Here is a 24533-nt window from a genome sequence, read left to right as displayed (position 1 = left end):
ATCGGGGAATCATGGCGGTGTGGGGGCGGGGCCGAAGACGGCGACCCGCGAATCCGGTGGTTGACGACGATTCCACTATAGGAATGCCGCCGTAAATCCTGCCGATAAATGCGGGGGCGCAGTATAAAAACGGCGTCAACGGCCGCGGCGTTTCAGAACGTCTTGGTCACCGACAGGAGGCCCGTGGCGCGGCCCATGTCACGGCCGCGCGTGTTGGTGTAGACGGCGCGGTCGGCGTTGGTGTCCAGATAGGCCAGCGAGACCGACAGCCCCTGCCCGAGGTCCTTGGTCACGCCCAGCTTCCAATCCGTGTAGGAGCCGTTATCCACATTGCGCACGATCTGGCGGCCCGCATGAACGTTGATGACGAGCCCCCAGACGCCGGTATCGAAGTTGCCCGACAGGTCAAAGTACTGGCTGTACTTGCTGTCGGCAAAGCCGAACAGGTTGGTCAGCGCAAGTGAGTACTTGAACATCACCGGGCCGTAGCCGATGCCGGCGTAGAGTTCGGTGGTGTCGGGGCTGGTGTAGCCGGACGGATAGTCGCCCGGGTAGTAGTACTGCAGCACGCCCAGGTCGACGGGCACGTTGTCCGTGAGGTTGCCCTTGTAGCCGCCGTAGAAGTCCATCTCGACGGGCGCGGACACGTCGCTGTTGCTGTCGTTCAGCCAGCTGATGCTGGAGTTCCAGTTGCCCAGGTAGAAGCCGCTGGCGTGCGTGAGGTCGAAGCCGCCCTGGATGGCGGGCTGGTTGTTGGTCTGCATGAGGCCGCGATAGCGGTACTGGCTGGCGAGCGTCACATTGGCCGTCAGCGAGTACGGCGATGCGGCATCGGCGGCGCTGGGGGCGTCGGCGGCCTGTGCCACGGGAATGAGGGAAAGCAGCGCCAGTGCTGCGAGGGTGGTGCGGGGCATGTGGAGCCTCCTGGTGTTGAGCGGACCGCAACAATAGGAGGATCGGCATAAAGCGCGAGACAAGACTCGCGCCCTGCGCGTAAAGCGCGTATCAAAAAGCGGGTTTTGAAATGGCGTCTATCGAAGCCGGCGTTGAATGCGTCTGCTCAGCCCGCGAAGCGATAACCTACCCCGATCTCCGTCAGCAGGAACACCGGTTGCGCCGGGTCGGCCTCGAGCTTCTGGCGCAGATGACCCATGTAGATCCGCAGGTAGTGATTGCTTTCGACATGGGACGGCCCCCACACCTGCCGCAACAGCTCGCGGTGCGTCATGACCTTGCCGCGATGAGCCAGCAGCGCGGCGAGCAGGCGGTACTCCATGGCGGTCAGGTGCACGTGCTGGCCAGCGCGTTCGACCACGCGCCGCGAGAAGTCCACGCGCACGTCGCCAAACGTGATCTCAGCCGCATTGCCCGCGCCGCCGCGGCCATGCCGGCGCAGCAGCACGCGCAGGCGCGCCAGCAGTTCGCTCACGCCGAAAGGCTTGGCCAGATAATCGTCGGCGCCCGCGTCCAGCGCCGCCACCTTGTCGGCCTCGGCGCTGCGTGCGGACAGCACCAGCACCGGCACCTCGGTCCAGCTGCGCAGCTCGCGGATCAGGGTCATGCCGTCGTCGTCGGGCAGGCCAAGGTCGAGCACGATCGCGTCCGGCTGGCGGGTGCCCGCCTCGATCAGGCCGCGCTTGACCGTGTCGGCCTCGTGCACCACGCAGCCTTCGCTTTCCAGCGCCTGGCGGACGAACCGCCGGATGTTGGCGTCGTCTTCGATGATGAGGACTACGGGCTGAAAATCGAACATGTCGCGGACTCAGGCGGTTTCGGGTTGGATTGAGGGCGGGGCGCCCAGCGGCAGGCTGAAGACGAACTGCGCGCCGCTGGCCTGGCCCGGCGCGTGTTCGACCCAGATGCGGCCGTGATGGGCGGCGACGATGGCTTCGCACACGGCCAGGCCCAGGCCGACGCCGGGCGTGGCGGACTCGCGTTCGCCGCGCGTGAATTTTTCGAAGATGCGGCGCTCGGCGCCCGGCGCGACGCCCGGACCGTTGTCGGTGATGGCCACGCGCATTTCGGCATGGTGCGGCACAGACATTTGCGTTTCAGCCGTGTGCACTTCGGCCTCGTGCATCCCGGCCTCGCGTACCCCGTCTTCATGCACGTAGGCATGGATGCGCAACGTGCTGCCGGCCGGCGTGTACTTGGCCGCATTCTCCAGCAGGTTGCACAGCACGCGTTCGATCAGCACGCCGTCGCACTCCACCAGCGGCAGTGCCGACAGGGGCGAAACGTCGACCTTGCGGCCCGCCAGCGGTTCGCGCATGGCCGCCAGCGCGGCGCCGACCAGCTCCTCGATGGATTGCCACTCCATACGCAGCGGCGCGTCTCGGCTTTGCAGCCGCGCCATGTCCAGCAGGTTGACGACCAGTGCGTGCATGCGCTGCGCCTGATCGCGCATGGCGCGCACGGTGTCCTGCACGCCGTCGGGCAGCGCGTGCTGCTGGCGCATCAGCGTATCGGTCATGCCGACCAGGCTGGTCAGCGGCGTGCGCAGGTCGTGCGACACCGCGGCAAGCAGTGAGTTGCGCAGCTTTTCGGATTCCATGCTGACCACGGCCTGCTGCGCGACTTCCACGTAATGCAGGCGTTCCAGCGCAATGGCGATGAGCGTGGCGTAGGCCTCGACCTGGCGGCGCGTGTCGGGATTTGCGTAGAGGCTGCGGCGGGGGGCATCCAGCACCAGCACGCCGCGCGTGCGCATGGGCGCCTTGAGCGGCAGGTACAGCAACGCGCTGTCCGACAGGGTGGCGGTGCCCGCGCCTGCAGGCTGGCCGTGGTCGTACACCCACTGCGCCAGCGCCGATTCCGGAGCGGTCGTGTCGCCGCTTTCGGGCGAGGTGAGTTTCAAGCGGTCGTCCAGGCCCAGGATGTAAAGCGAGCAGCGCGCGCCGAACGTGGCATGCACGAACGAGCCGGCGAGCGCGACGATCTGCTCGGGCAGCAGGGCGGACGACAGTTCGCGCGCGAATTCGTACAGGCTGCGCGCATCGGCCTCGCGCTTGACCGAGGCCTGCGCCTGCAGCCGCAGGCCGGCGGTAAGTTGGCCGATCAGCAGCCCCACGCCCAGCAGCACGCCGAAGGTCAGCAGATACTGCACGTCGGACACGGCGAACGACGACAGCGGCTGCACGAAGAAAAAGTCGAACAGTCCCACGCTGACGACGGACGCCAGCGCGGCGGGCCCGCGCCCGTGGCGCAGCGCCACTGCGGCCACCGCCAGCAGAAAGAGCATGACGATGTTGGTCTGGTGCAGCGTCGGGAACGCAAGCGCCGACAGCGCCGTGGCCACCGCGCAATAGCACAGCGCCCACGCATAACCTGCAAGCGGCCGCGCCCCGCGTTCGTCATCGGACGGGCGGGCGCGGCGGCCCAGCGTGAACGGGTCGCGTCCGGGCGGCGCCTGCGCGGGCAGGGGCGGCGCGCCCAGCCGGATGATGTCGATCTCCGGGCAGCCGGCGGCCAGCATGTCGGCAAAGCTGTGGCGCCGCCACAGCCATCCCGGCGACATGACGGCGGTAAGCAGCGCGGTCAGCGACAGCCGCAACCGCTGCCAGCCGCCCGCGCGGGTCCGGCCCACGATCGCCTTGGTGATGTTGTGGCGGCGGACGTAGCGGACGACGGCATCGACCATGTCGCCACCCGCCAGCGTCTCGGTGCGCGCGCCCAGCGCGTCGGCCAGCGCCAGGCTGTGCTGCAGCCGCTCGACGTCGGCCGCCGCGGGCGGCGCGGCGCGCGGCGTGTCGATGGTGACGACGTGCAGATCGCAATCGAGCTGCTGGCTCATGCGATGGGCGCTGCGGATCACGTAGTCGGCGTCGGTATCGGACCCGACGCAGGCGACGATGGCTTCGCGCGTGCGCCACACCGAATCTATGGCGCGGTCGCGGCGATAGGCCTGCACGTCGTCGTCCACGTGCTCGGCGGTGCGGCGCAGCGCCAGTTCGCGCAGCGCGATCAGATTGCCCTTGCGAAAGAAATTGCGGGCCGCGTGGCGCGCCTGTTCGGGCAGGTAGACCTTGCCTTCCTTCAGACGGCGCAGCAGTTCGTCGGCCGACAGGTCGACCAGCATGACCTCATCGGCCGCGTCGAACACGTCGTCGGGCACCGTTTCCCAGACGCGCACGCCGGTGATGCTGCCGACGGCCTCGTTCAGGCTGTCCAGATGCTGCACGTTCAGTGTCGTCCAGACGTCGATGCCGGCCGCCAGCAGTTCCTGGATGTCCTGCCAGCGCTTGGCGTGACGCGAACCCGGGGCGTTGGAATGGGCCAGCTCGTCGACCAGCACGAGCGCGGGGCGGCGCAGCAGGGCGCCGGCCAGGTCGAACTCTTTGAGGGTGTGACCGCGGTAGGCCACGTCCTTGAGCGGCAGGACCGGCAGGCCGTCGAGCAGCGTGGCGGTCTCGCGGCGGCCATGGGTTTCGACGATGCCGGCGAGCACGTCCGTGCCCTGCGCCGCCTGGGCGCGCGCCGCGGCCAGCATGGCGTAGGTCTTGCCCACGCCGGCCGACGACCCGAAGTACACGCGCAGCTTGCCGCGCTCCGCCTGGCGCTCGGCGGCGTCCAGGGTCTTCAATAGCGCGTCCGGATCGGGACGCTCGCCAGCGATGTCAGCCATGAACGCGCAAGGGAGGGGAGGAAACGGCTGGCAATACTATACGCCGCCGCATCAGCGCGCCACGCGCAGCTTGTCCAGCGCCAGGTTCAGCGTCAGCACGTTGACGGCGGGGTCGCCCAGCACGCCCAGCGACGGGGCGGCGGTGTGCGCCCGGATCAGCGCATCGACCTCGCCACGCGGCAGGTTGCGGGCGCGCGCCACGCGGTCGGCCTGGTACGCCGCGGCCGCCGGACTGATGTGCGGATCCAGCCCGCTGCCCGATGAGGTGATCAGGTCGACCGGAACGGGCGCGGCATTGTCCGGGTCTGCCGCTTTCAGGGCCGCGATGCGCGCTTCGATGGCCTCGGCCAGCGCGGGGTTGCGCGGGCCGAGATTCGAGCCGCCGGAGGCCGCCGCGTTGTACGGCATGGGCGCCGTGGCCGACGGGCGGCCCCAGAAGTATTGCGGCGAGGTGAACGATTGGCCGATCCATTCCGAACCGATCACCTTGCCGTCCTGCTCGATCAGCGAGCCGGCGGCTTGGTGCGGGAATACGGCGGACGCGATGCCGGTGGTCAGGAAGGGATACGCCAGGCCGGTGACGAGCGACAGCGCGGCGAAGAGGGTCAGCGCGGGGCGCAGGAGGCCGCCTTGGCGCGGCGTGGAAGTTGTGGAGGTCATGAGGAATTCCTTTGCATTGTGGTGGCTTGGATGGCGTCAGGCGTTACCCGCTACACCCAGCCCAGCGCGGCCAGCACCATGTCGACCAGCTTGATGCCGGCAAACGGCACCAGGAGGCCGCCCAGGCCGTAGATGAGGAGGTTGCGGCGCAGGAGCACCGAGGCGCCGAGCGGGCGGTAGCGCACGCCCTTCAAGGCCAGCGGGATCAGCACCACGATGATCAGCGCGTTGAAGATCACGGCCGACAGGATCGCCGAGGACGGCGTGGCAAGACCCATGATGTTCAGCACGTCGAGCTGCGGATAGACCGTGGCGAAGGCGGCGGGGATGATGGCGAAGTATTTGGCGACGTCGTTGGCCACGCTGAACGTGGTCAACGCGCCGCGCGTCATCAGCATCTGTTTGCCGATCTCGACGATCTCGATGAGCTTGGTCGGGTTGGAATCCAGGTCCACCATGTTGCCCGCTTCCTTGGCGGCTTGCGTGCCGGAGTTCATCGCCACCGCCACGTCGGCCTGCGCCAGCGCGGGTGCGTCGTTGGTGCCGTCGCCGGTCATCGCGACCAGACGGCCTTCCGACTGGTAGTTGCGGATGAGCTTGAGCTTGGCCTCGGGCGTGGCTTCGGCCAGGAAGTCATCCACGCCCGCTTCGGCCGCGATGGACGCGGCGGTCAGCTTGTTGTCGCCGGTGATCATCACGGTCTTGATGCCCATGCGGCGCAGCTCGGCGAAGCGCGACTGGATGCCGGGCTTGACGATGTCCTTGAGCTCGACCACGCCCAGCGCGCGGTTGCCGTCGCTGACCATCAGCGGCGTGCTGCCGCGGCGGGCTACGTCTTCGGCCAGGCGCAGGGCCTCGGCCGGCACGGTGGTGCCCTGCGCGGCAAGCCAGGCCTGGATCGCGTCGACCGCGCCCTTGCGGATCTTGCGTTCGCCCAGGTCGATGCCGCTCATGCGCGATTGCGCGGTGAACGGCACGAACTCGACGCCGGTCATGCGCGGGGCCGGCGCATGGATGGCCTTGTCCGCCAGCGCCACGATGCTGCGGCCTTCCGGCGTCTCGTCGGCCAACGACGCAAGGCGTGCGGCGTCCGCCAGTTCGCGCGCGGACACGCCGGGCGCGGGCAGGAAGGTGGAGGCCTGGCGGTTGCCGAAGGTGATGGTGCCGGTCTTGTCCAGCAGCAGCACGTCGACGTCGCCGGCCGCTTCGACGGCGCGGCCCGAGGTGGCGATCACGTTGGCGCTCATCATGCGGCTCATGCCCGCCACGCCGATGGCGGACAGGAGGCCGCCGATGGTGGTGGGGATCAGGCAGACCAGTAGCGCGACCAGCACGGTCACCGTGACCGCCGCGCCGCCGCCGGCTGCCGAGACGGCATACAGCGAGAAGGGCATCAGCGTGACGACGACCAGCAGGAAGACCACGGTCAGACCCACCAGCAGAATGGTCAGCGCCAGCTCGTTGGGCGTCTTCTGGCGCTTGGCGCCTTCGACCATCGAGATCATCCGATCCAGGAAGCTCTCGCCGGGATCGGCGGCGATGCGCACGAAGATCCAGTCCGACAGCACGCGCGTGCCGCCGGTGACGGACGAGAAATCGCCGCCCGACTCGCGAATGACGGGCGCGGATTCGCCGGTGATGGCGCTTTCGTCGACCGAGGCCACGCCAGCGATGACCTGGCCGTCGCCGGGCACCGTGTCGCCGGCTTCGACCAGGACGACGTCGCCGCGGCGCAGCAGGCCTGACGGTTGGCTGACCGCCTGGCCGCGCCATTGCGCGGGGTCGGCATCAGCCGCATCGGCGTCGCGAAAGCCTTGGAGCAGGCGCGCGTCGATGGTGGTGCGCAGGCCGCGCAGCGTGGCCGCCTGCTGCTTGCCGCGGCCTTCGGCCAGCGCCTCGGCAAAGTTGGCGAACAGCACGGTGAACCAAAGCCACACGGTGATACCCAGGATGAATCCCGGCGGCGCTTCGGCCTGCCCGCGCAGGGCCATGATCCACAGCACGGTGGTGAGCAGGCTGCCCACGTAGACCACGAACATCACGGGGTTCTTGAGCTGCGCGGCGGGCGACAGCTTGCGCAGGCTGTCGACGATGGCGGGGCCGACCAGTGCGCGGGACCACATGCCGAACGCGGGCGCCGCCTCGGGGCCGGCTGCGACGGGGCGGGCCGCGTCAGGCCGGGCCGCGCCAGGCCGGGCCGCGTCAGGCCGGGCCGCGTCAGGCTGAGCCGTGACAGGCTGCGCGCCCGCAGCGGGCGCCCGGGCCACGCTGCCGCCCGAGCTGGTTGTTTCCATTTCAATCTTGGCCATGTTCTTTCCTAGCCTGTTGCATCAGGGTTGCAGGTGTTCCGCGACCGGGCCGAGGGCCAGTGCGGGCACATAGGTGAGGGCGCCGACCAGCAGCACCGCGCCGATCAGCAGCGTCACGAAGAGCGGGCCGGTGGTCGGCATGCTGCCGGGGCCGGCGGGCAGCCGGCGCTTGGCGGCCAGCGAACCGGCCATCGCCAGCACGGCAACGATCACGGCGAACCGGCCGAACCACATCGCGATGCCCAGCAGCACGTTGTAGAAGGGCGTGTTGGCCGACAGCCCGGCGAAGGCGCTGCCGTTGTTGTTGGCGGCCGACGAAAGCGCGTAGAGGATTTCCGAGAAGCCGTGGATGCCCGGATTGAGCACGCCGGCCTGGCCCGCCGTCACGGACACGGCCAGCGCCGTGCCGCCCAGCACGAGCAGCGGGGTGGCCAGGATGACGATGGAAACCATCTTCATGTCGAAGGCCTCGATCTTCTTGCCCAGGTACTCGGGTGTGCGCCCGATCATCAGCCCGGCGATGAAGACGCCCAGGATCGCAAAGGCCAGCATGCCGTACAGCCCCGAGCCCACGCCGCCGTACACGACTTCGCCCAACTGCATCAGCAGCATGGGCGACAGGCCGCCCATCGCCGACAGCGAGTCGTGCATGCCGTTCACCGCGCCGCAGGAGGCAGCGGTGGTGACCGTCGCAAACAGCGAGGTGGCGGCGATGCCGAAGCGCGTCTCCTTGCCTTCCATGTTGCCGCCGGGCGTCACGGCCCCGGCCTGGACGGCCATCGGATTGGGCTGCTGCTCGAAGTACGCGGTGGATAGCGCGAAGACGGCAAACAGCGCCGTCATCGCCGCCAGGATCGCGATGCCCTGGCGCCGGCTGCCCACCATCTCGCCGAAGGTGAAGCACAGGGCGGCGGGGATGGCCAGGATCGCCAGCATCTGCAGGAAGTTCGACAGGGGCGTGGCGTTTTCAAAAGGGTGCGCCGAGTTGGCGTTGAAAAAGCCGCCGCCGTTGGTGCCCAGCAGCTTGATCGCTTCCTGCGACGCCACCGGTCCCATGGCAATCGTCTGTGTGCGCGTCGTGACCGGGTCGGTGACCGCCGCGCCGGCTGCGTCCAGCACGGGCTGGCCCTGCGCGTCCAGGCGCGGTGCGTCGTAGCGCACCGCTTCGACCGTCTGCACTTCCTGGTAGGCGCTGAAGTTCTGGATCACGCCCTGGCTGACCAGCGTCACCGCCAGGACCAGCGATAAGGGCAGCAGCACATACAGCGTGCAACGGACCATGTCGGCCCAGAAGTTGCCCACCGTGGCCGAACAGTGCCGCGCCAGTCCGCGGATCAGCGCGAACAGCACGGCAATGCCGGTCGCGGCGGACACGAAGTTCTGCACCGTCAGCGCCAGCATCTGCGTCAGGTAGCTCATCGTGGATTCGCCGGCATAGCCCTGCCAGTTGGTGTTGGCGACGAAGCTGATGGCGGTGTTCAGCGCCGAATCGGGCGACACGGCGCCCAGGCCCGCGGGGTTCAGCGGCAGCAGCCCCTGCACGCGTTGCAGCGCGTAGACGGCGGCAATGCCCACCAGGTTGAAGACCAGCACGGCGGCGGCATAACGCTTCCAGCCCATTTCTGCCTGCGGGTCGATGCCCGCCAGCCGGTAGATGCCGCGCTCGATCGGCCGGCCCCAGGCGGTCAGCCGGGATCGGCCGTCTTCCATGGCGATGCGGATGTAGCGGCCCAGGATGGGCGCGATCGCAAGCAGGACTGCCACGTACAGGATCAGCAGTCCAACGAATTCGGGGGTCATCAGAATTTCTCCGGTTTGAACAGCGCGACCAGCAGGTACACGAACAGGAATGCGGCCGTCAGGCCGCTCAGCCAGTAGAGCCAGCTCATGGCTGGTCTCCGGCCGACAATGCGTCGCAGAACCGGACAAGGGCCCAAGTCAGCCCGGCCATCACGGTGAAGATGGCGATATAAATGAGATCCACGTTTTTTCTCCCCGGGAGGCTTGCTCCCTTCGAACAGGCCTGCGCGGCAGAAAGCGGATGCGCGCCGGGCAGGCGAGGTGACCCTTCAGGACACCGGCAGGTTACGGAGCGGGGGGTAAAAACGGGGTATAGCTTGGCGAGCGGGGTGTAAACGGCGCGTAAAGATGATCTGGAATGCTGTGGGTTCCATGCCCGGAATCGGGCTCTTCGCGATGCACGGACTTGGACGGCCAGCGCCATCGGCCATGATCACTAACTGAGCACTGCTCAAGAATTAGGCGGTACGATGGGCCGATTTGCCGGAAAAATCCCAATATTTAGTACGGCGACCCCAAAATGCACTCATATGGTGCATGGAATATGTAAATGAATGCTCCGTCTTAGGGCATTCCCCTAGTGTGGCATTCCCGCATCTGGTGCAGAATCTCTTCCCATGCAGGTGAGGAGACAAAGCCCTGCATGGGCAAATACCGGCGGCACCGGTACATAAAAAAAGTAAAGCAGTACTCAAAAAAAGCAAACGCACAACGGCTGGCACCAGGAAGTGCCAGCCGTTGTCGCATAAAAAGCCGGCAAATCAAGCTTCAGGGCTTTTCAAGCGCTGCGTTTGGCGATATTCAGATGGGATCTGCTCATCCACGCTATGCCGCAAACGCGCCTTACTCCGTCCCGGACATCCATCACGCCCTACTGGCGTCGCAATCTGCGGCTGATCGTGCTGCTGCTCGCCGTCTGGGCGGCGCTGACCTTCATCCCCTCGTACTTCGCACGCAGCCTCTCCTTCGACTTCATCGGTTGGCCCTTCGCCTTCTGGATGGCCGCCTATGGCGCTCCGCTGGCCTACCTGATCATCATCGCCGTCTACGCCCGGGTCATGAATCGCGCCGATGAGCGCGCCGACGAAACCGGGGAGCCGCGCTGATGCCGTTTTTCACCGGAGACACTCCGCAGGAGTTCCGCATCCGGCTGCGGCGCATCTATGTGCTGTACACGGCCGGCTTCGCGCTGATGATCCTGCTGATGGCGCTGGCCGAGATCCTGGGCATGCCGCGCAACTGGATCGGCTATGTGTTCCTGCTGGTCACCGTCAGCCTGTACGCCGGCATCGGCATCGTCTGCCGCACGTCCGACCAGGTCGAATACTACGTCGCCGGCCGGCGCGTGCCGGCCATCTACAACGGCATGGCGACGGCGGCCGACTGGATGTCGGTGGCTTCCTTCATCGGCGTGGCGGGCACGCTGTACCTGACCGGCTACGGCGGGCTGGCCTACATCATGGGCTGGACGGGCGGGTACGTGCTGGTGGCGATGCTGCTGGCGCCGTACCTGCGGCGCTTCGGCCAATACACCATTCCCGATTTCATGGGCGCGCGCTACGGCGGCAACCTGCCTCGGTTGGCGGGGGTCTTCTGCGCCATTCTGTGCTCGTTCACGTATCTGGTGGCCCAGATCTACGGCGTGGGCATCATCACCACCCGGATGACCGGCATCTCGTTCGAACTGGGCATCTTCGTGGCGCTAGGCGGCATGCTGGTGTGTTCGTTCCTGGGGGGCATGCGCGCGGTCACGTGGACACAGGTCGGGCAGTACATCATCCTGGTGATCGCGTATCTCGTGCCGGTGATCTGGCTGTCGGTCAAGCACACCAACATGCCGTTGCCGCAACTGTCGGGTGGGGCCGTGCTGCAGCAGGTGACCGAAAAAGAGGTCTACCTGCAGAACGATCCTTCGGAGATCGAGGTGCGCAGGATCTGGCAGCAGCGCGCCGACGAAATGGCGCGCCGTCTGCAGGCGCTGCCCGAGTCGTGGACGCTGGAAAAGGACAAGCTGCGCAGCCGGCTGGCCCAGTTGAACGCGGGCGATGCGCCCATGGTCGAGATCCGGTCGGCCGAGCGCGAACTGGCCGCCTATCCGCCGACCGTCGAGGATGCGCGCGCCACGTGGTCGCAGGCCAAGGCGACCTTCGAGGCCCGAGCCGCGCCGCCCACGCCACATGCCGAGCCGTTCCCCGCGAAGGACGCCGAGGAACGCAGCAACATGCGCATCAACTTCCTGGCGATGGTGCTGTGCCTGATGCTGGGCACCGCGGGCATGCCGCACATCCTGATGCGCTCCTACACGACGCCGTCCGTCATCGAGGCGCGCAAATCGGTGTGCTGGTCGCTGCTGTTCATCCTGCTGTTGTATTTCATGGCGCCCGCGCTGGCGCTGCTGGTCAAGTTCGAGATCTACACGCAGGTCGTTGGATCGAACTTCCTCAGCCTGCCCAACTGGGTGCATGCCTGGAGCGCGGTCGACACCAACCTGCTCGACGTCAGCGACATCAATCGCGACGGCGTCGTGCAGCTCAGCGAAATCAGCATGGGGGCGGACGTGGTGGTGCTGGCCATGCCAGAGATCGGCGGGCTGCCTTACGTGATTTCGGGGCTGGTTGCTGCGGGCGGGCTGGCGGCGGCGTTGTCCACGGCCGACGGTCTCCTGCTGACGCTGTCCAATTCGCTGTCGCACGACATGTGGTACCGGGTCGTGTCGCCGCGGATGTCGGCGGCGCGCCGGGTGATGGTGTCCAAGATCCTGCTGCTGGTGGTGGCGTTTGGCGCGGCGTGGGTCGCGGCGCGCAAGCCGGCGGACATCCTGTTCATGGTGTCGGCCGCGTTTTCGTTTGCGGCCTCGTCGTTCTTTCCGGCGCTGGTCATGGGCGTGTTCTGGAGGCGCGCGAACAAATGGGGCGCTACGCTGGGCATGGCGGCCGGGCTGGCCGTGACGTTCGCCTATATGACGCATACGCATCCGTGGCTGCGGGAGTCGGTGCTCGGCATCGCCCGCACGCAACCGGTGGATCTGTGGTGGGGCATCCAGCCTATCGCGGCGGGTGTGTTCGGTGCGCCCGTGGCGTTCCTGACGATCGTGGTGGTGTCGCTGCTGACGCCGCCGCCTGACCGGGCCACGTTGGCGCTGGTGGATTACCTGCGCAATCCGGACGTGCGTCACCCGCAGCCGGACAACACCTAGGGGGCGGGGCAGGCGGCCGGACTGCGGTCTTGGGTATCGGCGCAGGCTGCCCAGGCGGCGCCGGGCATCGCCTGCAACAGCGTCAGGACCTGACCCGGCGCCCATAGCCATTGCACACCGCCGGGCGCGCGGCCCGCTGCCTTCCAGATACGTTGGCGGGCGTCGGCGCTAAGGTCGAAGCGCCCATTGGCGCCGCTGTTGCCGCTGGCCAGCACGGACGAAGGATCGCGCTTGGCGTCGTAGACATCGGCGTCGCCACGCGGCTGCACGATGGCCCAGTCGTAGTGGTAGAAGTCCAGCGCCGGCGGCTGCCAGTTGGGGCTGGGCAAGACGAGGATCGGGTGTTCGCCCTGGACTGCGCGATACGGCAATGCCGCCTGCGCGCCCAGGCCGTCTTCAGTGTTGCGGACCGGCCGCAGGTAGCGCTGGGCGGCTCCGCCTTTTGCGTCATGCACGATGACCTCGTTCGCCTCGCCGGTTTCGGGCGCGTGGCGGATGGTCCGTAACAGGCGGCCTGCGGCGTCATGCACGTAGCGCACTTGCGGGCGCGTGGCGCCGTCGCAGGCGCCGTCGGCCAGTTCCGCCAGCCAGCCATTGGCGTCGTAACGCAGGCAATGCCGCACCGGGCGATTCTGCCGGCCGTCCCAGGCGCGGGAGCGGAGGTCATAGCCGGTCAGCCTGCCGGCCGCGTCGTACCGAAAGCGGGTTTCGTTGTCTGGCGGCGGCAGGGCGGGGCCGGGCTGGGCGCGCGCCTCATCCACCGTGTGCGGGTTGTATTGGGCAATGCCGCAAAGATGCTGGCGGCCGTCTACGCCGCGTTCGAAGCGCAGCACGGTGACGCCGATGCGCGCGCCGGGTTCGGCTGCATAGACGGACCAGTCCACGCGTTCGGCCCAGAGGATCGGCGTGGCGCGCGGACCGTCTGGCACCTGGACAGGGGGCAGCCAGCTCCGGACGCGGGAACCGTCTTTGCCCAGCAACGTGTTGGTGTCGTCGAGCCGGACGTCGGCGACGACGGTCAACTTGTCGCCCGCAGCCAGCGGCTGGCACAGGGCCAGCGCAAGCCCCGGCGCCGCGGAAAGCGCGGCAAGGGCAAGCAGGCGCAGGACGAAATCAGTTCGCGGCATTGTGCAGCCATGCAACGAGGCCCCACAACTCGGCGCTGACACCGCCCAGCCTCAGCGTCCCGTCGCGCGACTCCATCAGCAGGAAGGGATAGGCCTTGCGCTCGAGCGTGCCGGCGGGCGGCAGCCGGTAGGGGGTGAAGTGGCCGGACGACAGCAGATAGGTGTTGGTCATGTCGCCAACATCCACGTGCAGGTACCAGACGATCAGATCCGTGCCCCTGAACGCGGCATCGGATTCGGGATACGTGCCGCCTTGGCCGGCGGGAATGCCGCTGGCCAGCACGCCCAGGAAGACCGAGCGCGGTCCGTATTGCGGGTGGTAGTCGCCATCGCTGTTGCGGCGGGTGAAGGCTTCGCGGATGAAGCCAGCGGCTCGCGAGCCGGGCACCACGGATTTGTCGAACATCGCATCGAGCTGCGCGTCGTTCAACGGGCCCCGCGCGGCGGCCAGCAGGTCCATGTCCTGCGTGAAGACGGTCAGCCAGGCCCGGTAGCGCTTGAGCTCGGCCGCGCGGTCAAAGTCGTGGGCGGATGCACTGCCGGCGAATAGGCAGGCCAGACACAGGAAGGACGCCAGCGCGCGGCGCAACGTGCCCTGCGCCAGGAAGCCCTGCGCCAAAAAGCACCGCGCGAGGACCCCGGCGACGGCCGTCAATGCGAGACGGACTTGGAGAAGACGTTCATCACCACCACGCCGGCGATGATGAGGCCGATGCCAATGAGCGCGGGCGTGTCCAGATGCTGCTTGAACAGAACCGCGCCCACGATGGAGATCAGCACGATGCCGACGCCGGACCAGATCGCGTAGGCAATGCCCACGGGGATCTCGCGCAGGGTCAGCGACAGGAAATAGAACGAGATCAGGTAGCCGAAGACGGTAATGACGGACGGCACCAGCCGCGTGAACCCTTCGGACCCCTTGAGGGCGCTGGTGGCGAAGATCTCGGCGACGATCGCCACGCCCAGGTACAGCCATTTCATTTGCGCGGACCCTCAGACTGCCGCAGCAGCACCAGCAGGGCGCCGGCGCCGCCTTCGCGTTCGGGCGCCTCGGAAAACGCCATGACCTCGGCCTTCTGGACCAGCCACGTGCGCGCCTTGTCCTTCAGGACCGGCTCAAGGCCTTCCGAGTTGTAGCCATTGCCGTGCACGATGCGCACGCAGCGGATGCCGTGTTCCTGGCATTCGTCCAGGAACGACAGCAGCGCATGCCGCGCCTGTTCGACACGCAATCCGTGCAGGTCGAGTTCAGCCCCCGCGCGCCATTGGCCGCGGCGCAGGTTGCGCGCGGTGTCGGGCGCCACGTCGCCGCGCACGAAGGCGGTGCCGCCTTCGGACAGCAGATGCGTGATCTCGCCGCCGTCCGAGACGCCGGCATCGGCGCGGCTGGGCGTTTCGCCCAGCGCGTTGGCGCGGCGCAGGGCGGGCGCGGGTTCCGCGGCGGGCTTGTGCGTGACGCGTTCCGTGTGCCGGATCGGCGTGACGGACTTCATCGAACGCTTGAACGCCGCCAGATCGTCCTCGGGGGGCGATGCCGCGCGCGCCGGCGCTGCCGCCGCCCGTTGCGGGGCGAGGGCGGCGCGCTCGCGCTCTTCCTGCAGGGCCTTCTTCAGGCGTTTCAGTTCCGCCACGCCGACCTTACTGCCCCGCATTCTCCAACCACCGTTGGGCGTCCAGGGCGGCCATGCAGCCCGTGCCGGCGCTGGTGATGGCTTGGCGGTAGACGTGATCCTGCACGTCGCCGGCGGCAAACACGCCGGGCACCGAGGTCATGGTGGCCATGCCGGACAGGCCGCTCTTGGTGACGATGTAGCCGTCCTTCATTTCGAGCTGGCCCTGGAAGATTTCCGTGTTGGGCTGGTGACCGATGGCGATGAACGCGCCGGTGACCGGCATGTCTTCGGTCGCGCCGGTGTCCACGTGGCGAACGCGCACGCCGGTCACGCCGCTGTCGTCGCCCAGCACTTCTTCCAGCGTGTGGAAGAGCTTCAGCTCCATGTTGCCGTTTTCGACCTTGCTCATCAGCTTGTCGACCAGGATGGGCTCGGCGCGGAACTTGTCGCGGCGGTGGATCAGGGTGACCTTGCGGCAGATGTTGGACAGGTACAGGGCTTCTTCGACGGCGGTATTGCCGCCACCGACCACGACCACGTCCTGGTTGCGGTAGAAGAAACCGTCGCAGGTGGCGCAGCCGGACACGCCGCGGCCCATGAAGGACTGTTCGGACGGCAGGCCCAGGTATTTGGCCGAGGCGCCGGTCGCGATGATCAGGGCGTCGCAGGTGTAGACCTTGCCGGTGTCGCCGGTCAGGGTGAAGGGACGCTTGGAGAGGTCGACCTTGGCGATGTGGTCGAACAGCATTTCAGTGTTGAAGCGTTCGGCATGCTTCTGGAAGCGCTGCATCAGGTCGGGGCCCTGCACGCCATCTGCGTCGGCCGGCCAATTGTCGACGTCCGTGGTGGTCATGAGCTGGCCGCCTTGGGCCAAACCTGTAACAAGAACAGGGTTAAGATTGGCGCGTGCCGCATAGACGGCCGCCGTGTAACCGGCGGGGCCGGAACCGAGTATCAAAACTTTAGCGTGCGTAGGCGTGGACATGGGCAGGTATCTTTAGGGTAACGCCCAATTATAATGAGCCGCATGCCGCGTATCTCGACTGCTTCTCCGCGCGCCTCGCGCAACACCCGCAACGGACCTTCGCCGCTGCAAACGCGCATTTCCGCGCTGTTGCGTGAAGCCCGCTGGATCCTCTTTGCCGCCCTGGCGGCCTGGCTTACCCTGGTGCTCGCCACCTGGAGCGCGTCCGACCCTGGCTGGTCGCACTCGGTTCCGGGCGATGTCGTGCGCAACCAGGGGGGACGCCTGGGCGCCTATCTGGCCGACATCCTCCTCTATCTATTCGGTTTTTCCGCCTGGTGGTGGGTCATCCTGCTGCTGCACCGCGTTCGCGCCGGTTACCGGCGGCTGGCCGCGCAGTTGCGCGTCGCCAACAGCAAGCAGCCCGAAGTGCTGCCGCGTGTCCATTGGGAAGAGGGCATCGGCTTCTTTCTGCTGATGGTGGGCTCGCTGGGCATGGAAGCCCTGCGCCTGGCCAGCCGCGGCACGCACCTGCCGGGCGCCTCGGAAACGTCCAGCGGCGCGGGCGGGGTCATCGGCCAGATGCTGGCCAGCCTGATCGGCAGCAGCATCGGCTTTACCGGCGCCACGCTGGCCTTCCTGGTCATGCTCGCAATCGGGCTCAGCCTGTTTTTCTCGTTCTCGTGGTTGGCGGTGGCCGAGCGCGTCGGTTCCTGGCTGGAAGGCCTGGTCCGCAAGATGCGCAATTCGTATACGGCGCGTCAGGACCGCAAGGTCGGCGAAGTCGCCAAGGCCGTGCGCACCGAACAGGTCGTGGCCAAGCAGGAAAAGCTGGTCCACGAGCAGCCGGTGCGTATTGAACCGGCCATCACCGTGGTGCCCAAGTCCGAGCGCGTCGAGAAGGAAAAGCAGCAATCGCTGTTCTTCCCGCCCACGGGCGGCGCCGAAGGCGACCTGCCCACCCTCGGTCTGCTCGATCCGCCCCTGAACAACCAGGAAACCGTCTCGGCCGAGACCATCGAATTCACCTCGCGCCTGATCGAAAAGAAGCTGGCCGACTTCGGCGTGTCGGTCACCGTGGTCGCGGCGCAGGCCGGCCCCGTCATCACCCGCTACGAGATCGAACCGGCCACCGGCGTGAAGGGCAGCCAGATCGTCAACCTGGCCAAGGACCTGGCGCGGGCGCTCAGCCTGGTCAGCATCCGCGTGGTCGAGACCATCCCCGGCAAAAACCTGATGGGGCTGGAACTGCCCAATCCGCGCCGCCAGATGGTGCGCCTGTCCGAGATCCTGGGTTCGCAGACCTATCACGCCAGCCATTCCGTCGTGACCATGGCGCTGGGCAAGGATATCGCCGGCAACCCGGTGGTGGCCGATCTGGCCAAGATGCCTCACCTGCTGGTGGCGGGCACGACCGGCTCGGGCAAGTCCGTCGGGATCAACGCGATGATCCTGTCGCTGCTGTACAAGGCCGACGCCTCGCACACCCGCCTGATCCTGATCGATCCCAAGATGCTCGAAATGAGCGTCTACGAAGGCATCCCGCATTTGCTGGCGCCGGTCGTCACCGACATGCGCCAGGCGTCCAACGCGCTGAACTGGTGCGTGGGCGAAATGGAAAAGCGCTATCGCCTCATGAGCAAGATGGGCGTGCGCAACCTGGCCGGCTACAACACCAAGATCCGCGACGCGATCAAGCGCGAAGAGCCGATCCCCAATCCGTTCTCGCTGACGCCGGACCAGCCCGAGCCCCTGTCCCCGCTGCCGACCATCGTCGTCGTCATCGACGAGCTGGCCGACCTGATGATGGTCGTCGGCAAGAAGATCGAAGAACTCATCGCCCGTCTGGCGCAGAAAGCGCGCGCAGCCGGCATCCACCTCATCCTGGCCACGCAGCGTCCCAGCGTGGACGTGATCACCGGTCTCATCAAGGCCAACATCCCGACGCGTATCGCGTTCCAGGTGTCGTCCAAGATCGACTCCCGCACCATTCTTGACCAGATGGGCGCGGAGACGCTGCTGGGTCAGGGTGACATGCTGTACATGCCGCCGGGCACGGGCCTGCCGGTGCGCGTGCACGGCGCGTTCTGCAGCGACGACGAAGTCCATCGCGTGGTCGAGAGCCTGAAGTCGCAGGGTGAACCCAATTACGTCGAGGGCCTCCTGGAAGGCGGTCTGGACGGCGACGGCGCCGAGGGCGCCAGCAGCGTCACGGGCATCGGCGGCGACGCGGAATCCGACCCGATGTACGACCAGGCCTGCGAAGTCGTGCTCAAGCACCGCCGCGCGTCGATCTCGCTGGTGCAGCGTCACCTGCGCATTGGTTACAACCGTGCAGCCCGGTTACTCGAGCAGATGGAGCAATCGGGTATGGTGTCGGCGATGCAATCCAATGGGAACCGCGAGATCCTGGTTCCCGCAGCCGCCGCCCGAGAGGAAGCATGATGAAGACGTTTCAAAGGCTGGCCGCCGTCGCGGTCCTGGGCCTGTCGCCGACTTTGGTGCTGGCCGCCAGCGCGCAGGAGCAATTGCGCGCTTTCGTGAGCACGGTCACCTCGGCCACCGGATCGTTCTCGCAGTACACCGTCAACGATCAGGGCCGGACGCAGCCCGCGCAGACCGGGGTGTTCTCGTTCCAGCGGCCCGGCAAATTCAAGTGGGCCGTGCAAAAGCCTTATGAGCAGTTGGTGATTTCCGACGGCCGCCAGGTGTTCCAGTACGACCCGGACCTGGCGCAGGTCACCGAGCGCAAGGTCGACGCCGCCATCGGCACGTCGCCTGCGGCCATTCTTTTCGGCTCCGGGTCGCTTGAGCAATCGTTCGACGTATCGGCGTTGCCCGCCAAGGACGGCGTGGACTGGCTGCGCGCCAAGCCGCGCACGGCCGACGCCGGTTTTTCGCGCGTGGACATTGGTATGAAGAACAATCTGCCCGTGCGCGTGGAATTGCTGGATTCGTTCGGCCAGACCACTCGCGTCGACCTGTCTGGCATTCAGGCCAATCCGCAATTGCCCGCCAAGGAATTCCAGTTCACCGCGCCCAAGGGCGTGGATGTGGTGAAGATGTAGGCGCGGGCTGCTCGTCCGCTGAATGCAGAATGCCCGGTGGAAACCGGGCATTTTTACTTTGGGTGCGGTGCCTGGCGGCGGCCGTGTAATGAACCCGGTGTCTGACACCCGTGTGAGACGGCCGTCAGCTTGGGCCGGCGTCGCAGGGGTGTCAGACACCTGCCGCCGACACCCGCCGCGCCACGCCGCCGGGCCACCCCAAGGCGGGGCAGCCCCCTTGGGGGGCAGCTAGACCACGTTAGTGGTCGTGGCGTGGGGGCTGCCACGCCGCCGGGCCGCCCCAAGGCGGGGCAGCCCTTGGGGGGCAGCTAGACCACGTTAGTGGTCGCGGCGTGGGGGCTCCTATACGCCACGCAATCGACTTCCACTTTCGCATCCACGACCAGACTCGACTGCACGCAGGCACGCGCCGGCGGATTCGCGCCGAAATACTCTTTGAACACCTTGTTGAACGACGCGAAATCCCGCGCGTCGTCCAGCCAGACGCCGCAGCGCACGACGTGTTCGGGACCGTAGCCGGCTTCCTGCAAGATCGCCAGCACCTGCTGGATGGCCTTGTGGCTTTGCGCGACGATGCCGCCTTCGATCACTTCGCCGTTGTCCATCGGCACCTGGCCGGACACATACAGCCAGCCGTCCGCAGCGACGGCGCGGGCGAAGGGCATGTGCGAGCCGCCCTGGCCGGTGCCACCGGCCACGCCGTAGCGGGTGATGCCGTTGTTGTCGGGAGTGGGGGTAGCGCTCATGGGATGGTTCTCCTTGAAGATGTCCGGATGCGCCGCAGTCAGGCGGCCGAAAGATCGGGGTAAGACTTTCGCAGGTCGCCGCTGCGCGGCAGCCAACGGCCGGCGCGCTCGCCGGTGGCCTGGCCCTTGCGGTAGGACAGGACGCCATTGACCCACACCGCCTCGATGCCCGCCGCAGTCTGTACGGGCTCAGCGAAAGTGGCGCTGTCGATAACGGTGTCGGGGTTGAACAGCACCAAGTCAGCGTGATAACCCTCGCGCACGAAGCCGCGCTCGGCCAAACCGAAGCGGGCGGCAGACAGGCCGGTCATCTTGTGCACGGCCTGGGCCAGCGGAAACAGGCCTACGTCGCGGCTGTAATGACCCAGCACGCGGGGAAAGGCGCCCCACAAGCGCGGATGCGGCATGGGGTCGTTCGGCAGGCCGTCTGATCCGACCATCGTGAGGCGGTGCGACAGCACACGGCGCACGTCGTCCTCGTGCATGTTGTGATACACCGCACCGGCCGGTTGCAGCCGCTTTGCCGCCTCCAGCAAGGTCACGCCCCAGTCGGCCGCGATGGCCGCGAGCTTGCGGCGCGCCTGTTCCGGATGCGGCTCGGACCACGTGATGTCGATGTCGAATTCGTCGGTGACCTGCTTCAGATCCAGCGTCGACGAACTGGCCGAGTACGGGTAGCAATCGCAACCCACGTGCTGCATGCGCCCCGCGTTCTCCAGCGCGAACAGCACCTCTTTCGTGCGGCCCCAGTTGCCGGCCCCCGCGCATTTCAGGTGCGACACCACCACCGGCACGCGCGCATGCAGGGCGATGTCGAAGGCTTCCTGCATGGCCTCCAGGATGGCGGCGAACTCCGAGCGCAGATGCGTCGTGTACAGCGCGCCGAACTCGTCCAACGCTTCGGCCAGCAGCTTGACCTCGGCCGTGTCCGCCTCGAACGCGGACGCATAGGCCAGGCCCGTACTCAGGCCGATCGCGCCGTGCGCCAACGCATCGCGCAACTGTTCGCGCATCGCCAGCACTTCTTCCCGCGTCGCCGCCCGGTCCAGCCGGTCCATGTGATTGCTGCGCAAGGCGGTATGCCCGACCAGAGCGGCCACGTTGACGGCGGGCTGCGCGGCTTCGATGGCGCGGGTGTAGTCGGCAAAGGTGGCATAGCGGAAGTCCTCGCGCTTGCCCAGCAGGTTCATCGGGTCGGGCGGATCGCCGCGCAGCGTCACCGGCGAGGCGCTGATGCCGCAATTGCCCACGACTACCGTCGTCACGCCCTGCGACAGTTTGGGCAGCATGTCCGGCGTGCGGATGACGTTGGTGTCGTCGTGCGTGTGGACGTCGATGAAGCCGGGCGCCAGCACCAGGTCAGTGCCGTCGATGATCTGGCGTGCCGGCGCACCGGGCAGGTCGCCGATGGCGGCAATGCGGCCATCTGCCAGCGCCACGCTGGCGCGGATTTCCGGACCGCCGGAGCCGTCCAGAATCCGGACGTTGCCTATGAGGGTGTCGTACATCTTGGTTTCCAGATCAATCGCCCAGCGGCAGGCGGTTCGGCCCGCCGCGGTGTTCGTCCAGCGCCAGCTTGATGCGGCGCAGGCGTTCGCGGTTTTCTTCCTGGTTCAGCATGGCCAGTTCGGTCGACAGCAGGTCGATGGCCAGCATCATCGCGTAGCGCGAGGCGGAGGGCTTGTAGATGAAGTCGGTTTCGTCGGTGCGGATGGGCAGGACGACGTCGGCCAGTTTCGCCAGTTCGGACGAGGCGTCCGTGATGGCGACGATGCTGGCGCGGTACTGCTTCACGATGCGCGCGGCGCCCACAATTTCAGGCGTGAGTCCCGAGGCCGACAGCACCAGCACGGCGTCGCGCTCGTCCAGGGTTGCCGCCACCATGCGCAGCAGCACGGCGTCGCTGTAGACGGCGATGGGATAGCCCAGCCGCACCAGGCGCGACTGCACTTCCTGCGCCAGCACCGCGGATGCGCCGCCCATGCCGAAGACATAGATCATGCGTGCGCCATCGACGATGGACGCGGCCGCTTCGAACAGCTGCTCGGTGAAGGCCGGCAGGTGCGCGCGCAGCGTGCTTTCGATGTCGGCGTAGATGCGGGCGTAAAACGTGCTTTCTTCGGCCGGCGCGCTGGGATCCAGAAAGCGGCTGCCCACCGTGCTGGCCTGCGCCAGCTTCATCTTCAGGTCGCGCGTGTCGTCGCAGCCCACCGTGCGCGCAAAGCGCGAGATGGTGGCGATGCTGACGCCGGCCTTGGCGGCAAGCTGGTCTACCGTGGCGCTGGCGCTCCAGATGATGTCGTCCAGAATGGCGTCGGCCACCTTGCGTTCGGTCACGCTCAATGCGTCCCGCCGACTGCGTATCTGGAAGACGATGTCGCGGATGATGTTCATGTGTGATTCCTGGATCAATTCGGGCGGGCTCAGGCCGCGAGCGCGGGGTCGTCGAGGCGGATGCAGGACACGTAGTGGTCCGCGCTGACGCCGACGGCCGGCGGCACGGCCGCGGCACAGGCGTCGATGGCGTGCGGGCAGCGCGTGCGGAACACGCAGCCGGAAGGCGGGTTCACCGGGCTCGGGATATCGCCCTTCAGGAGGATACGCGAACGCGGGGCGCGCGGATCCGGCACGGGCGCGGCGGATAGCAGGGCGCGCGTGTAGGGATGGCGGGGGCGGGCGTAGACCTCGCTGGTCGGCCCGCGCTCCATGACGCGGCCCAGGTACATCACCACGACGTCGTCGCACAGGTAATCCACCACGGCCAGGTCGTGCGCCACGAACAGCATGGTCAGGCCCAGGTCGCGTTGCAGGTCCTGCAGCAGGTTCAGCACCTGCGCCTGCACCGACACGTCCAGCGCGGATACGGGTTCATCGGCCACGATGAAGTCGGGCTCAACCGCCAGCGCGCGCGCGATGCCGATGCGCTGGCGCTGGCCGCCGGAAAATTCGTGCGGATAGCGGCGGCTGTGGTCCGCATTCAGGCCCACGCGTTCCAGCAGTTCGCCGATCCGCTCGGCGCGGCGGTTCTGCGCCAGCTTGTGCGTGTCCAGCGCCTCGCCCAGGATCTCGGCCACTGTCATGCGCGGATTCAGGCTGGCGTACGGGTCCTGGAACACGATCTGCATGCGGCGGCGCCACGGCAGCATCTGCTTTTCATTGAGCGTGGTGATGTCCTGTCCGTCGAACACGATGCGGCCGGCAGTGGGGGCAAACAGGCGCAGCAGCGCACGCCCGGTCGTGGTCTTGCCCGAACCGGATTCGCCGACGAGGCCGACGATGGTGTTGCGCGGCACGTCGAAGCTCACGCCGTCCACGGCGCGCACGACGGGGGCGTTGCGCGCCTGCGAGGTCGGAAAGTGGACCTTCAGGTCGTCGATGCGCACCAGCGGCTCGGCGGCGCGGGGAGTCGGAATGCTCGTCATATCGGGTTCACCTTGATGCAGCGGGCGCGGTGTTCGGCCTGCACCGTCACCAGGTCGGGAACGCCCGCGCGGCAGTCGTCCGCGGCCAGCGGGCAGCGCGGCGCAAACGTGCAGCCTGCCGGCAGCGACAGCACGCTGGGCACGTTGCCCGGGATGGCGCGAAGACGTTCGCCCGACGCCAGCAGCGCGGCCGTCGGCAGACAGGACAGCAGGCCGCGCGTGTAGGGATGCGTGGGCTTTTCGAACAGGTCGTAGACACCGGCGTCCTCGACCACGCGGCCGGCATACATCACGGCCACGCGATGCGCGATCTCGGCCACCACGCCCAGGTTGTGCGTGATGAAGAGGATGCTCATGTTCATCTCGGCCTGCAGGCGGCGCAGCAAGTCCAGAATCTGTGCCTGCACCGTCACGTCCAGCGCGGTGGTGGGCTCGTCGGCGATCAGCACCGCGGGGTTGCACGCCAGGGCCAGCGCGATCATCACGCGCTGGCGCATGCCGCCCGACATCTGGTGCGGGTATTCGTTGACGCGGCGGTCGGCTGCCGGAATCTCCACGCGCTCCAGCATCTCGCGGGCGCGCTTCAATGCCGCCGCGCGCGAGCCGCCTTCGTGCTGCAGCACTGCCTCGGCGATCTGATCGCCCACGGTGTACAGCGGGTTCAGGCTGGTCATGGGCTCCTGGAAGATCATCGCGATCTCGGCGCCGCGGATGCGTTGCAGCGTGGACGGCGTGGCGTGCGCCAGATCGTGCTGGACGCCCTGGCGGTCGCGGAACAGGATCCTGCCGGCCTCGATGCGGCCGGCCGGTTTGGGCAAGAGGCCCATGATGGACAGGCTGGTCACGGATTTGCCGGAACCGGATTCGCCGACGATGGCCAGCGTTTCGCCGCGGGCCAGGTCAAAGGTGACGCCGTCCACCGACTTGGCGATGCCGTCGCGGCTGTGGAACCAGGTCTTCAGGCCTTCCACCGACAGCACGATGTCTCGGGTGCTTGCGGTCAT

21 protein-coding genes are annotated in these 24533 nt (G+C 67.3%); 4 read left to right on the top strand and 17 right to left on the bottom strand.

Going from position 1 to position 24533, the window contains the following annotated elements; translation table 11 throughout:
• Nucleotides 1-152: 152 nt before the first annotated feature.
• The 7 genes from MHZ91_RS25070 to kdpF form a co-directional block, all read right to left on the bottom strand.
• On the bottom strand, nucleotides 153-914 hold the full coding sequence (locus MHZ91_RS25070; RefSeq protein ID WP_239216224.1) for a TorF family putative porin: 762 nt from the start codon (nucleotides 912-914) through the stop codon (nucleotides 153-155).
• A 146-nt stretch (nucleotides 915-1060) separates the two neighbouring features.
• The gene (gene kdpE, locus MHZ91_RS25065) at nucleotides 1061-1753 is read right to left on the bottom strand and encodes a two-component system response regulator KdpE (protein ID WP_239216223.1); all 693 of its coding nucleotides are present in this window, start codon (nucleotides 1751-1753) and stop codon (nucleotides 1061-1063) included.
• Nucleotides 1754-1762: 9 nt separating this feature from the next.
• Entirely contained in the window at nucleotides 1763-4624 is a 2862-nt protein-coding gene (locus tag MHZ91_RS25060) for a sensor histidine kinase KdpD (protein WP_239216222.1), read from the bottom strand.
• 51 nt (nucleotides 4625-4675) lie between these two features.
• On the bottom strand, nucleotides 4676-5284 hold the full coding sequence (gene kdpC / locus MHZ91_RS25055; RefSeq protein ID WP_239216221.1) for a potassium-transporting ATPase subunit KdpC: 609 nt from the start codon (nucleotides 5282-5284) through the stop codon (nucleotides 4676-4678).
• A 50-nt stretch (nucleotides 5285-5334) separates the two neighbouring features.
• The gene (gene kdpB, locus MHZ91_RS25050) at nucleotides 5335-7593 is read right to left on the bottom strand and encodes a potassium-transporting ATPase subunit KdpB (RefSeq protein ID WP_370647871.1); all 2259 of its coding nucleotides are present in this window, start codon (nucleotides 7591-7593) and stop codon (nucleotides 5335-5337) included.
• Nucleotides 7594-7614: 21 nt separating this feature from the next.
• A complete protein-coding gene (gene kdpA / locus MHZ91_RS25045) occupies nucleotides 7615-9393 on the bottom strand; it encodes a potassium-transporting ATPase subunit KdpA (RefSeq protein ID WP_239216220.1) in 1779 nt (592 codons plus the stop codon).
• Entirely contained in the window at nucleotides 9393-9482 is a 90-nt protein-coding gene (kdpF, locus tag MHZ91_RS25040) for a K(+)-transporting ATPase subunit F (RefSeq protein ID WP_056321339.1), read from the bottom strand. The genes kdpA and kdpF overlap by 1 nt, the downstream gene beginning before the upstream one ends.
• Nucleotides 9483-10220: 738 nt before the next feature.
• On the opposite strand from kdpF, the gene MHZ91_RS25035 reads away from it, so the two are divergent.
• Nucleotides 10221-10499 (top strand): DUF4212 domain-containing protein, encoded by a 279-nt coding sequence (locus tag MHZ91_RS25035; protein WP_175123140.1) that lies wholly within the window; start codon nucleotides 10221-10223, stop codon nucleotides 10497-10499.
• A complete protein-coding gene (locus tag MHZ91_RS25030; RefSeq protein WP_239216219.1) occupies nucleotides 10499-12589 on the top strand; it encodes a sodium:solute symporter family protein in 2091 nt (696 codons plus the stop codon). Before MHZ91_RS25035 ends, MHZ91_RS25030 begins: the two co-directional genes overlap by 1 nt.
• Here the strand turns inward: MHZ91_RS25030 and MHZ91_RS25025 are convergent.
• Genes MHZ91_RS25025 through trxB form a run of 5 tightly spaced genes read right to left on the bottom strand, consistent with a single transcriptional unit; the run spans nucleotide 12586 to nucleotide 16314 of the window.
• Nucleotides 12586-13716 carry a hypothetical protein gene (locus tag MHZ91_RS25025; RefSeq protein ID WP_239216218.1) on the bottom strand — a complete coding sequence of 377 codons (1131 nt, stop codon included), beginning with the start codon at nucleotides 13714-13716 and terminating at the stop codon, nucleotides 12586-12588. The two genes, MHZ91_RS25030 and MHZ91_RS25025, sit on opposite strands and share 4 nt — an antisense overlap.
• Nucleotides 13703-14335, bottom strand: coding sequence for a hypothetical protein (locus tag MHZ91_RS25020; protein ID WP_239216217.1), 633 nt, complete (start codon nucleotides 14333-14335; stop codon nucleotides 13703-13705). The genes MHZ91_RS25025 and MHZ91_RS25020 overlap by 14 nt, the downstream gene beginning before the upstream one ends.
• A 32-nt stretch (nucleotides 14336-14367) precedes the next feature.
• On the bottom strand, nucleotides 14368-14697 hold the full coding sequence (locus MHZ91_RS25015; protein WP_056568656.1) for a multidrug efflux SMR transporter: 330 nt from the start codon (nucleotides 14695-14697) through the stop codon (nucleotides 14368-14370).
• Nucleotides 14694-15368, bottom strand: coding sequence for a Smr/MutS family protein (locus MHZ91_RS25010; RefSeq protein WP_239216216.1), 675 nt, complete (start codon nucleotides 15366-15368; stop codon nucleotides 14694-14696). The genes MHZ91_RS25015 and MHZ91_RS25010 overlap by 4 nt, the downstream gene beginning before the upstream one ends.
• Nucleotides 15355-16314, bottom strand: coding sequence for a thioredoxin-disulfide reductase (gene trxB / locus MHZ91_RS25005; RefSeq protein ID WP_175123136.1), 960 nt, complete (start codon nucleotides 16312-16314; stop codon nucleotides 15355-15357). Before trxB ends, MHZ91_RS25010 begins: the two co-directional genes overlap by 14 nt.
• Nucleotides 16315-16356: 42 nt before the next feature.
• Between trxB and MHZ91_RS25000 the strand changes: the two genes are divergently transcribed.
• Both MHZ91_RS25000 and lolA read left to right on the top strand, forming a co-directional pair.
• Nucleotides 16357-18738, top strand: a complete 2382-nt coding sequence (locus MHZ91_RS25000; protein WP_239216214.1) for a DNA translocase FtsK — start codon at nucleotides 16357-16359, stop codon at nucleotides 18736-18738.
• Nucleotides 18738-19361 (top strand): outer membrane lipoprotein chaperone LolA, encoded by a 624-nt coding sequence (lolA, locus tag MHZ91_RS24995; RefSeq protein ID WP_175123354.1) that lies wholly within the window; start codon nucleotides 18738-18740, stop codon nucleotides 19359-19361. The genes MHZ91_RS25000 and lolA overlap by 1 nt, the downstream gene beginning before the upstream one ends.
• A gap of 308 nt (nucleotides 19362-19669) precedes the next feature.
• On the opposite strand, the gene MHZ91_RS24990 is transcribed toward lolA, so the two are convergent.
• From MHZ91_RS24990 to MHZ91_RS24970, 5 genes are read right to left on the bottom strand one after another with little or no spacing between them, the layout of a single operon-like run.
• Nucleotides 19670-20107 (bottom strand): RidA family protein, encoded by a 438-nt coding sequence (locus MHZ91_RS24990; protein ID WP_175123134.1) that lies wholly within the window; start codon nucleotides 20105-20107, stop codon nucleotides 19670-19672.
• Nucleotides 20108-20145: 38 nt separating this feature from the next.
• Nucleotides 20146-21615: an amidohydrolase family protein gene (locus MHZ91_RS24985; RefSeq protein WP_239216212.1), complete on the bottom strand. Its 1470-nt coding sequence runs from the start codon at nucleotides 21613-21615 to the stop codon at nucleotides 20146-20148.
• A 13-nt stretch (nucleotides 21616-21628) separates the two neighbouring features.
• Nucleotides 21629-22501: a MurR/RpiR family transcriptional regulator gene (locus MHZ91_RS24980; protein ID WP_175123132.1), complete on the bottom strand. Its 873-nt coding sequence runs from the start codon at nucleotides 22499-22501 to the stop codon at nucleotides 21629-21631.
• A gap of 29 nt (nucleotides 22502-22530) precedes the next feature.
• A complete protein-coding gene (locus MHZ91_RS24975; protein ID WP_175184148.1) occupies nucleotides 22531-23529 on the bottom strand; it encodes an ABC transporter ATP-binding protein in 999 nt (332 codons plus the stop codon).
• A complete protein-coding gene (locus MHZ91_RS24970) occupies nucleotides 23526-24533 on the bottom strand; it encodes an ABC transporter ATP-binding protein (protein ID WP_175123131.1) in 1008 nt (335 codons plus the stop codon). Before MHZ91_RS24970 ends, MHZ91_RS24975 begins: the two co-directional genes overlap by 4 nt.

Origin of the sequence: Achromobacter sp. ACRQX, from assembly GCF_022346505.1 — a bacterium.
GTDB lineage: Bacteria > Pseudomonadota > Gammaproteobacteria > Burkholderiales > Burkholderiaceae_B > Achromobacter > Achromobacter animicus.
The sequence above is the reverse complement of the archived record's forward strand: the minus strand, read 5'-3'. Positions and strand labels throughout refer to the sequence as shown.

Coding starts and splice junctions, on each gene's coding strand:
- MHZ91_RS25070 (WP_239216224.1), bottom strand. CDS start 914: ATGCCCCGCACCACCCTCGCAGCACTGGCGCTGCTTTCCCTCATTCCC.
- kdpE (WP_239216223.1), bottom strand. CDS start 1,753: ATGTTCGATTTTCAGCCCGTAGTCCTCATCATCGAAGACGACGCCAAC.
- MHZ91_RS25060 (WP_239216222.1), bottom strand. CDS start 4,624: ATGGCTGACATCGCTGGCGAGCGTCCCGATCCGGACGCGCTATTGAAG.
- kdpC (WP_239216221.1), bottom strand. CDS start 5,284: ATGACCTCCACAACTTCCACGCCGCGCCAAGGCGGCCTCCTGCGCCCC.
- kdpB (WP_370647871.1), bottom strand. CDS start 7,593: ATGGCCAAGATTGAAATGGAAACAACCAGCTCGGGCGGCAGCGTGGCC.
- kdpA (WP_239216220.1), bottom strand. CDS start 9,393: ATGACCCCCGAATTCGTTGGACTGCTGATCCTGTACGTGGCAGTCCTG.
- kdpF (WP_056321339.1), bottom strand. CDS start 9,482: ATGAGCTGGCTCTACTGGCTGAGCGGCCTGACGGCCGCATTCCTGTTC.
- MHZ91_RS25035 (WP_175123140.1), top strand. CDS start 10,221: ATGCCGCAAACGCGCCTTACTCCGTCCCGGACATCCATCACGCCCTAC.
- MHZ91_RS25030 (WP_239216219.1), top strand. CDS start 10,499: ATGCCGTTTTTCACCGGAGACACTCCGCAGGAGTTCCGCATCCGGCTG.
- MHZ91_RS25025 (WP_239216218.1), bottom strand. CDS start 13,716: ATGCCGCGAACTGATTTCGTCCTGCGCCTGCTTGCCCTTGCCGCGCTT.
- MHZ91_RS25015 (WP_056568656.1), bottom strand. CDS start 14,697: ATGAAATGGCTGTACCTGGGCGTGGCGATCGTCGCCGAGATCTTCGCC.
- MHZ91_RS25010 (WP_239216216.1), bottom strand. CDS start 15,368: ATGCGGGGCAGTAAGGTCGGCGTGGCGGAACTGAAACGCCTGAAGAAG.
- trxB (WP_175123136.1), bottom strand. CDS start 16,314: ATGTCCACGCCTACGCACGCTAAAGTTTTGATACTCGGTTCCGGCCCC.
- MHZ91_RS25000 (WP_239216214.1), top strand. CDS start 16,357: ATGCCGCGTATCTCGACTGCTTCTCCGCGCGCCTCGCGCAACACCCGC.
- lolA (WP_175123354.1), top strand. CDS start 18,738: ATGAAGACGTTTCAAAGGCTGGCCGCCGTCGCGGTCCTGGGCCTGTCG.
- MHZ91_RS24990 (WP_175123134.1), bottom strand. CDS start 20,107: ATGAGCGCTACCCCCACTCCCGACAACAACGGCATCACCCGCTACGGC.
- MHZ91_RS24985 (WP_239216212.1), bottom strand. CDS start 21,615: ATGTACGACACCCTCATAGGCAACGTCCGGATTCTGGACGGCTCCGGC.
- MHZ91_RS24980 (WP_175123132.1), bottom strand. CDS start 22,501: ATGAACATCATCCGCGACATCGTCTTCCAGATACGCAGTCGGCGGGAC.
- MHZ91_RS24975 (WP_175184148.1), bottom strand. CDS start 23,529: ATGACGAGCATTCCGACTCCCCGCGCCGCCGAGCCGCTGGTGCGCATC.
- MHZ91_RS24970 (WP_175123131.1), bottom strand. CDS start 24,533: ATGACCGCAAGCACCCGAGACATCGTGCTGTCGGTGGAAGGCCTGAAG.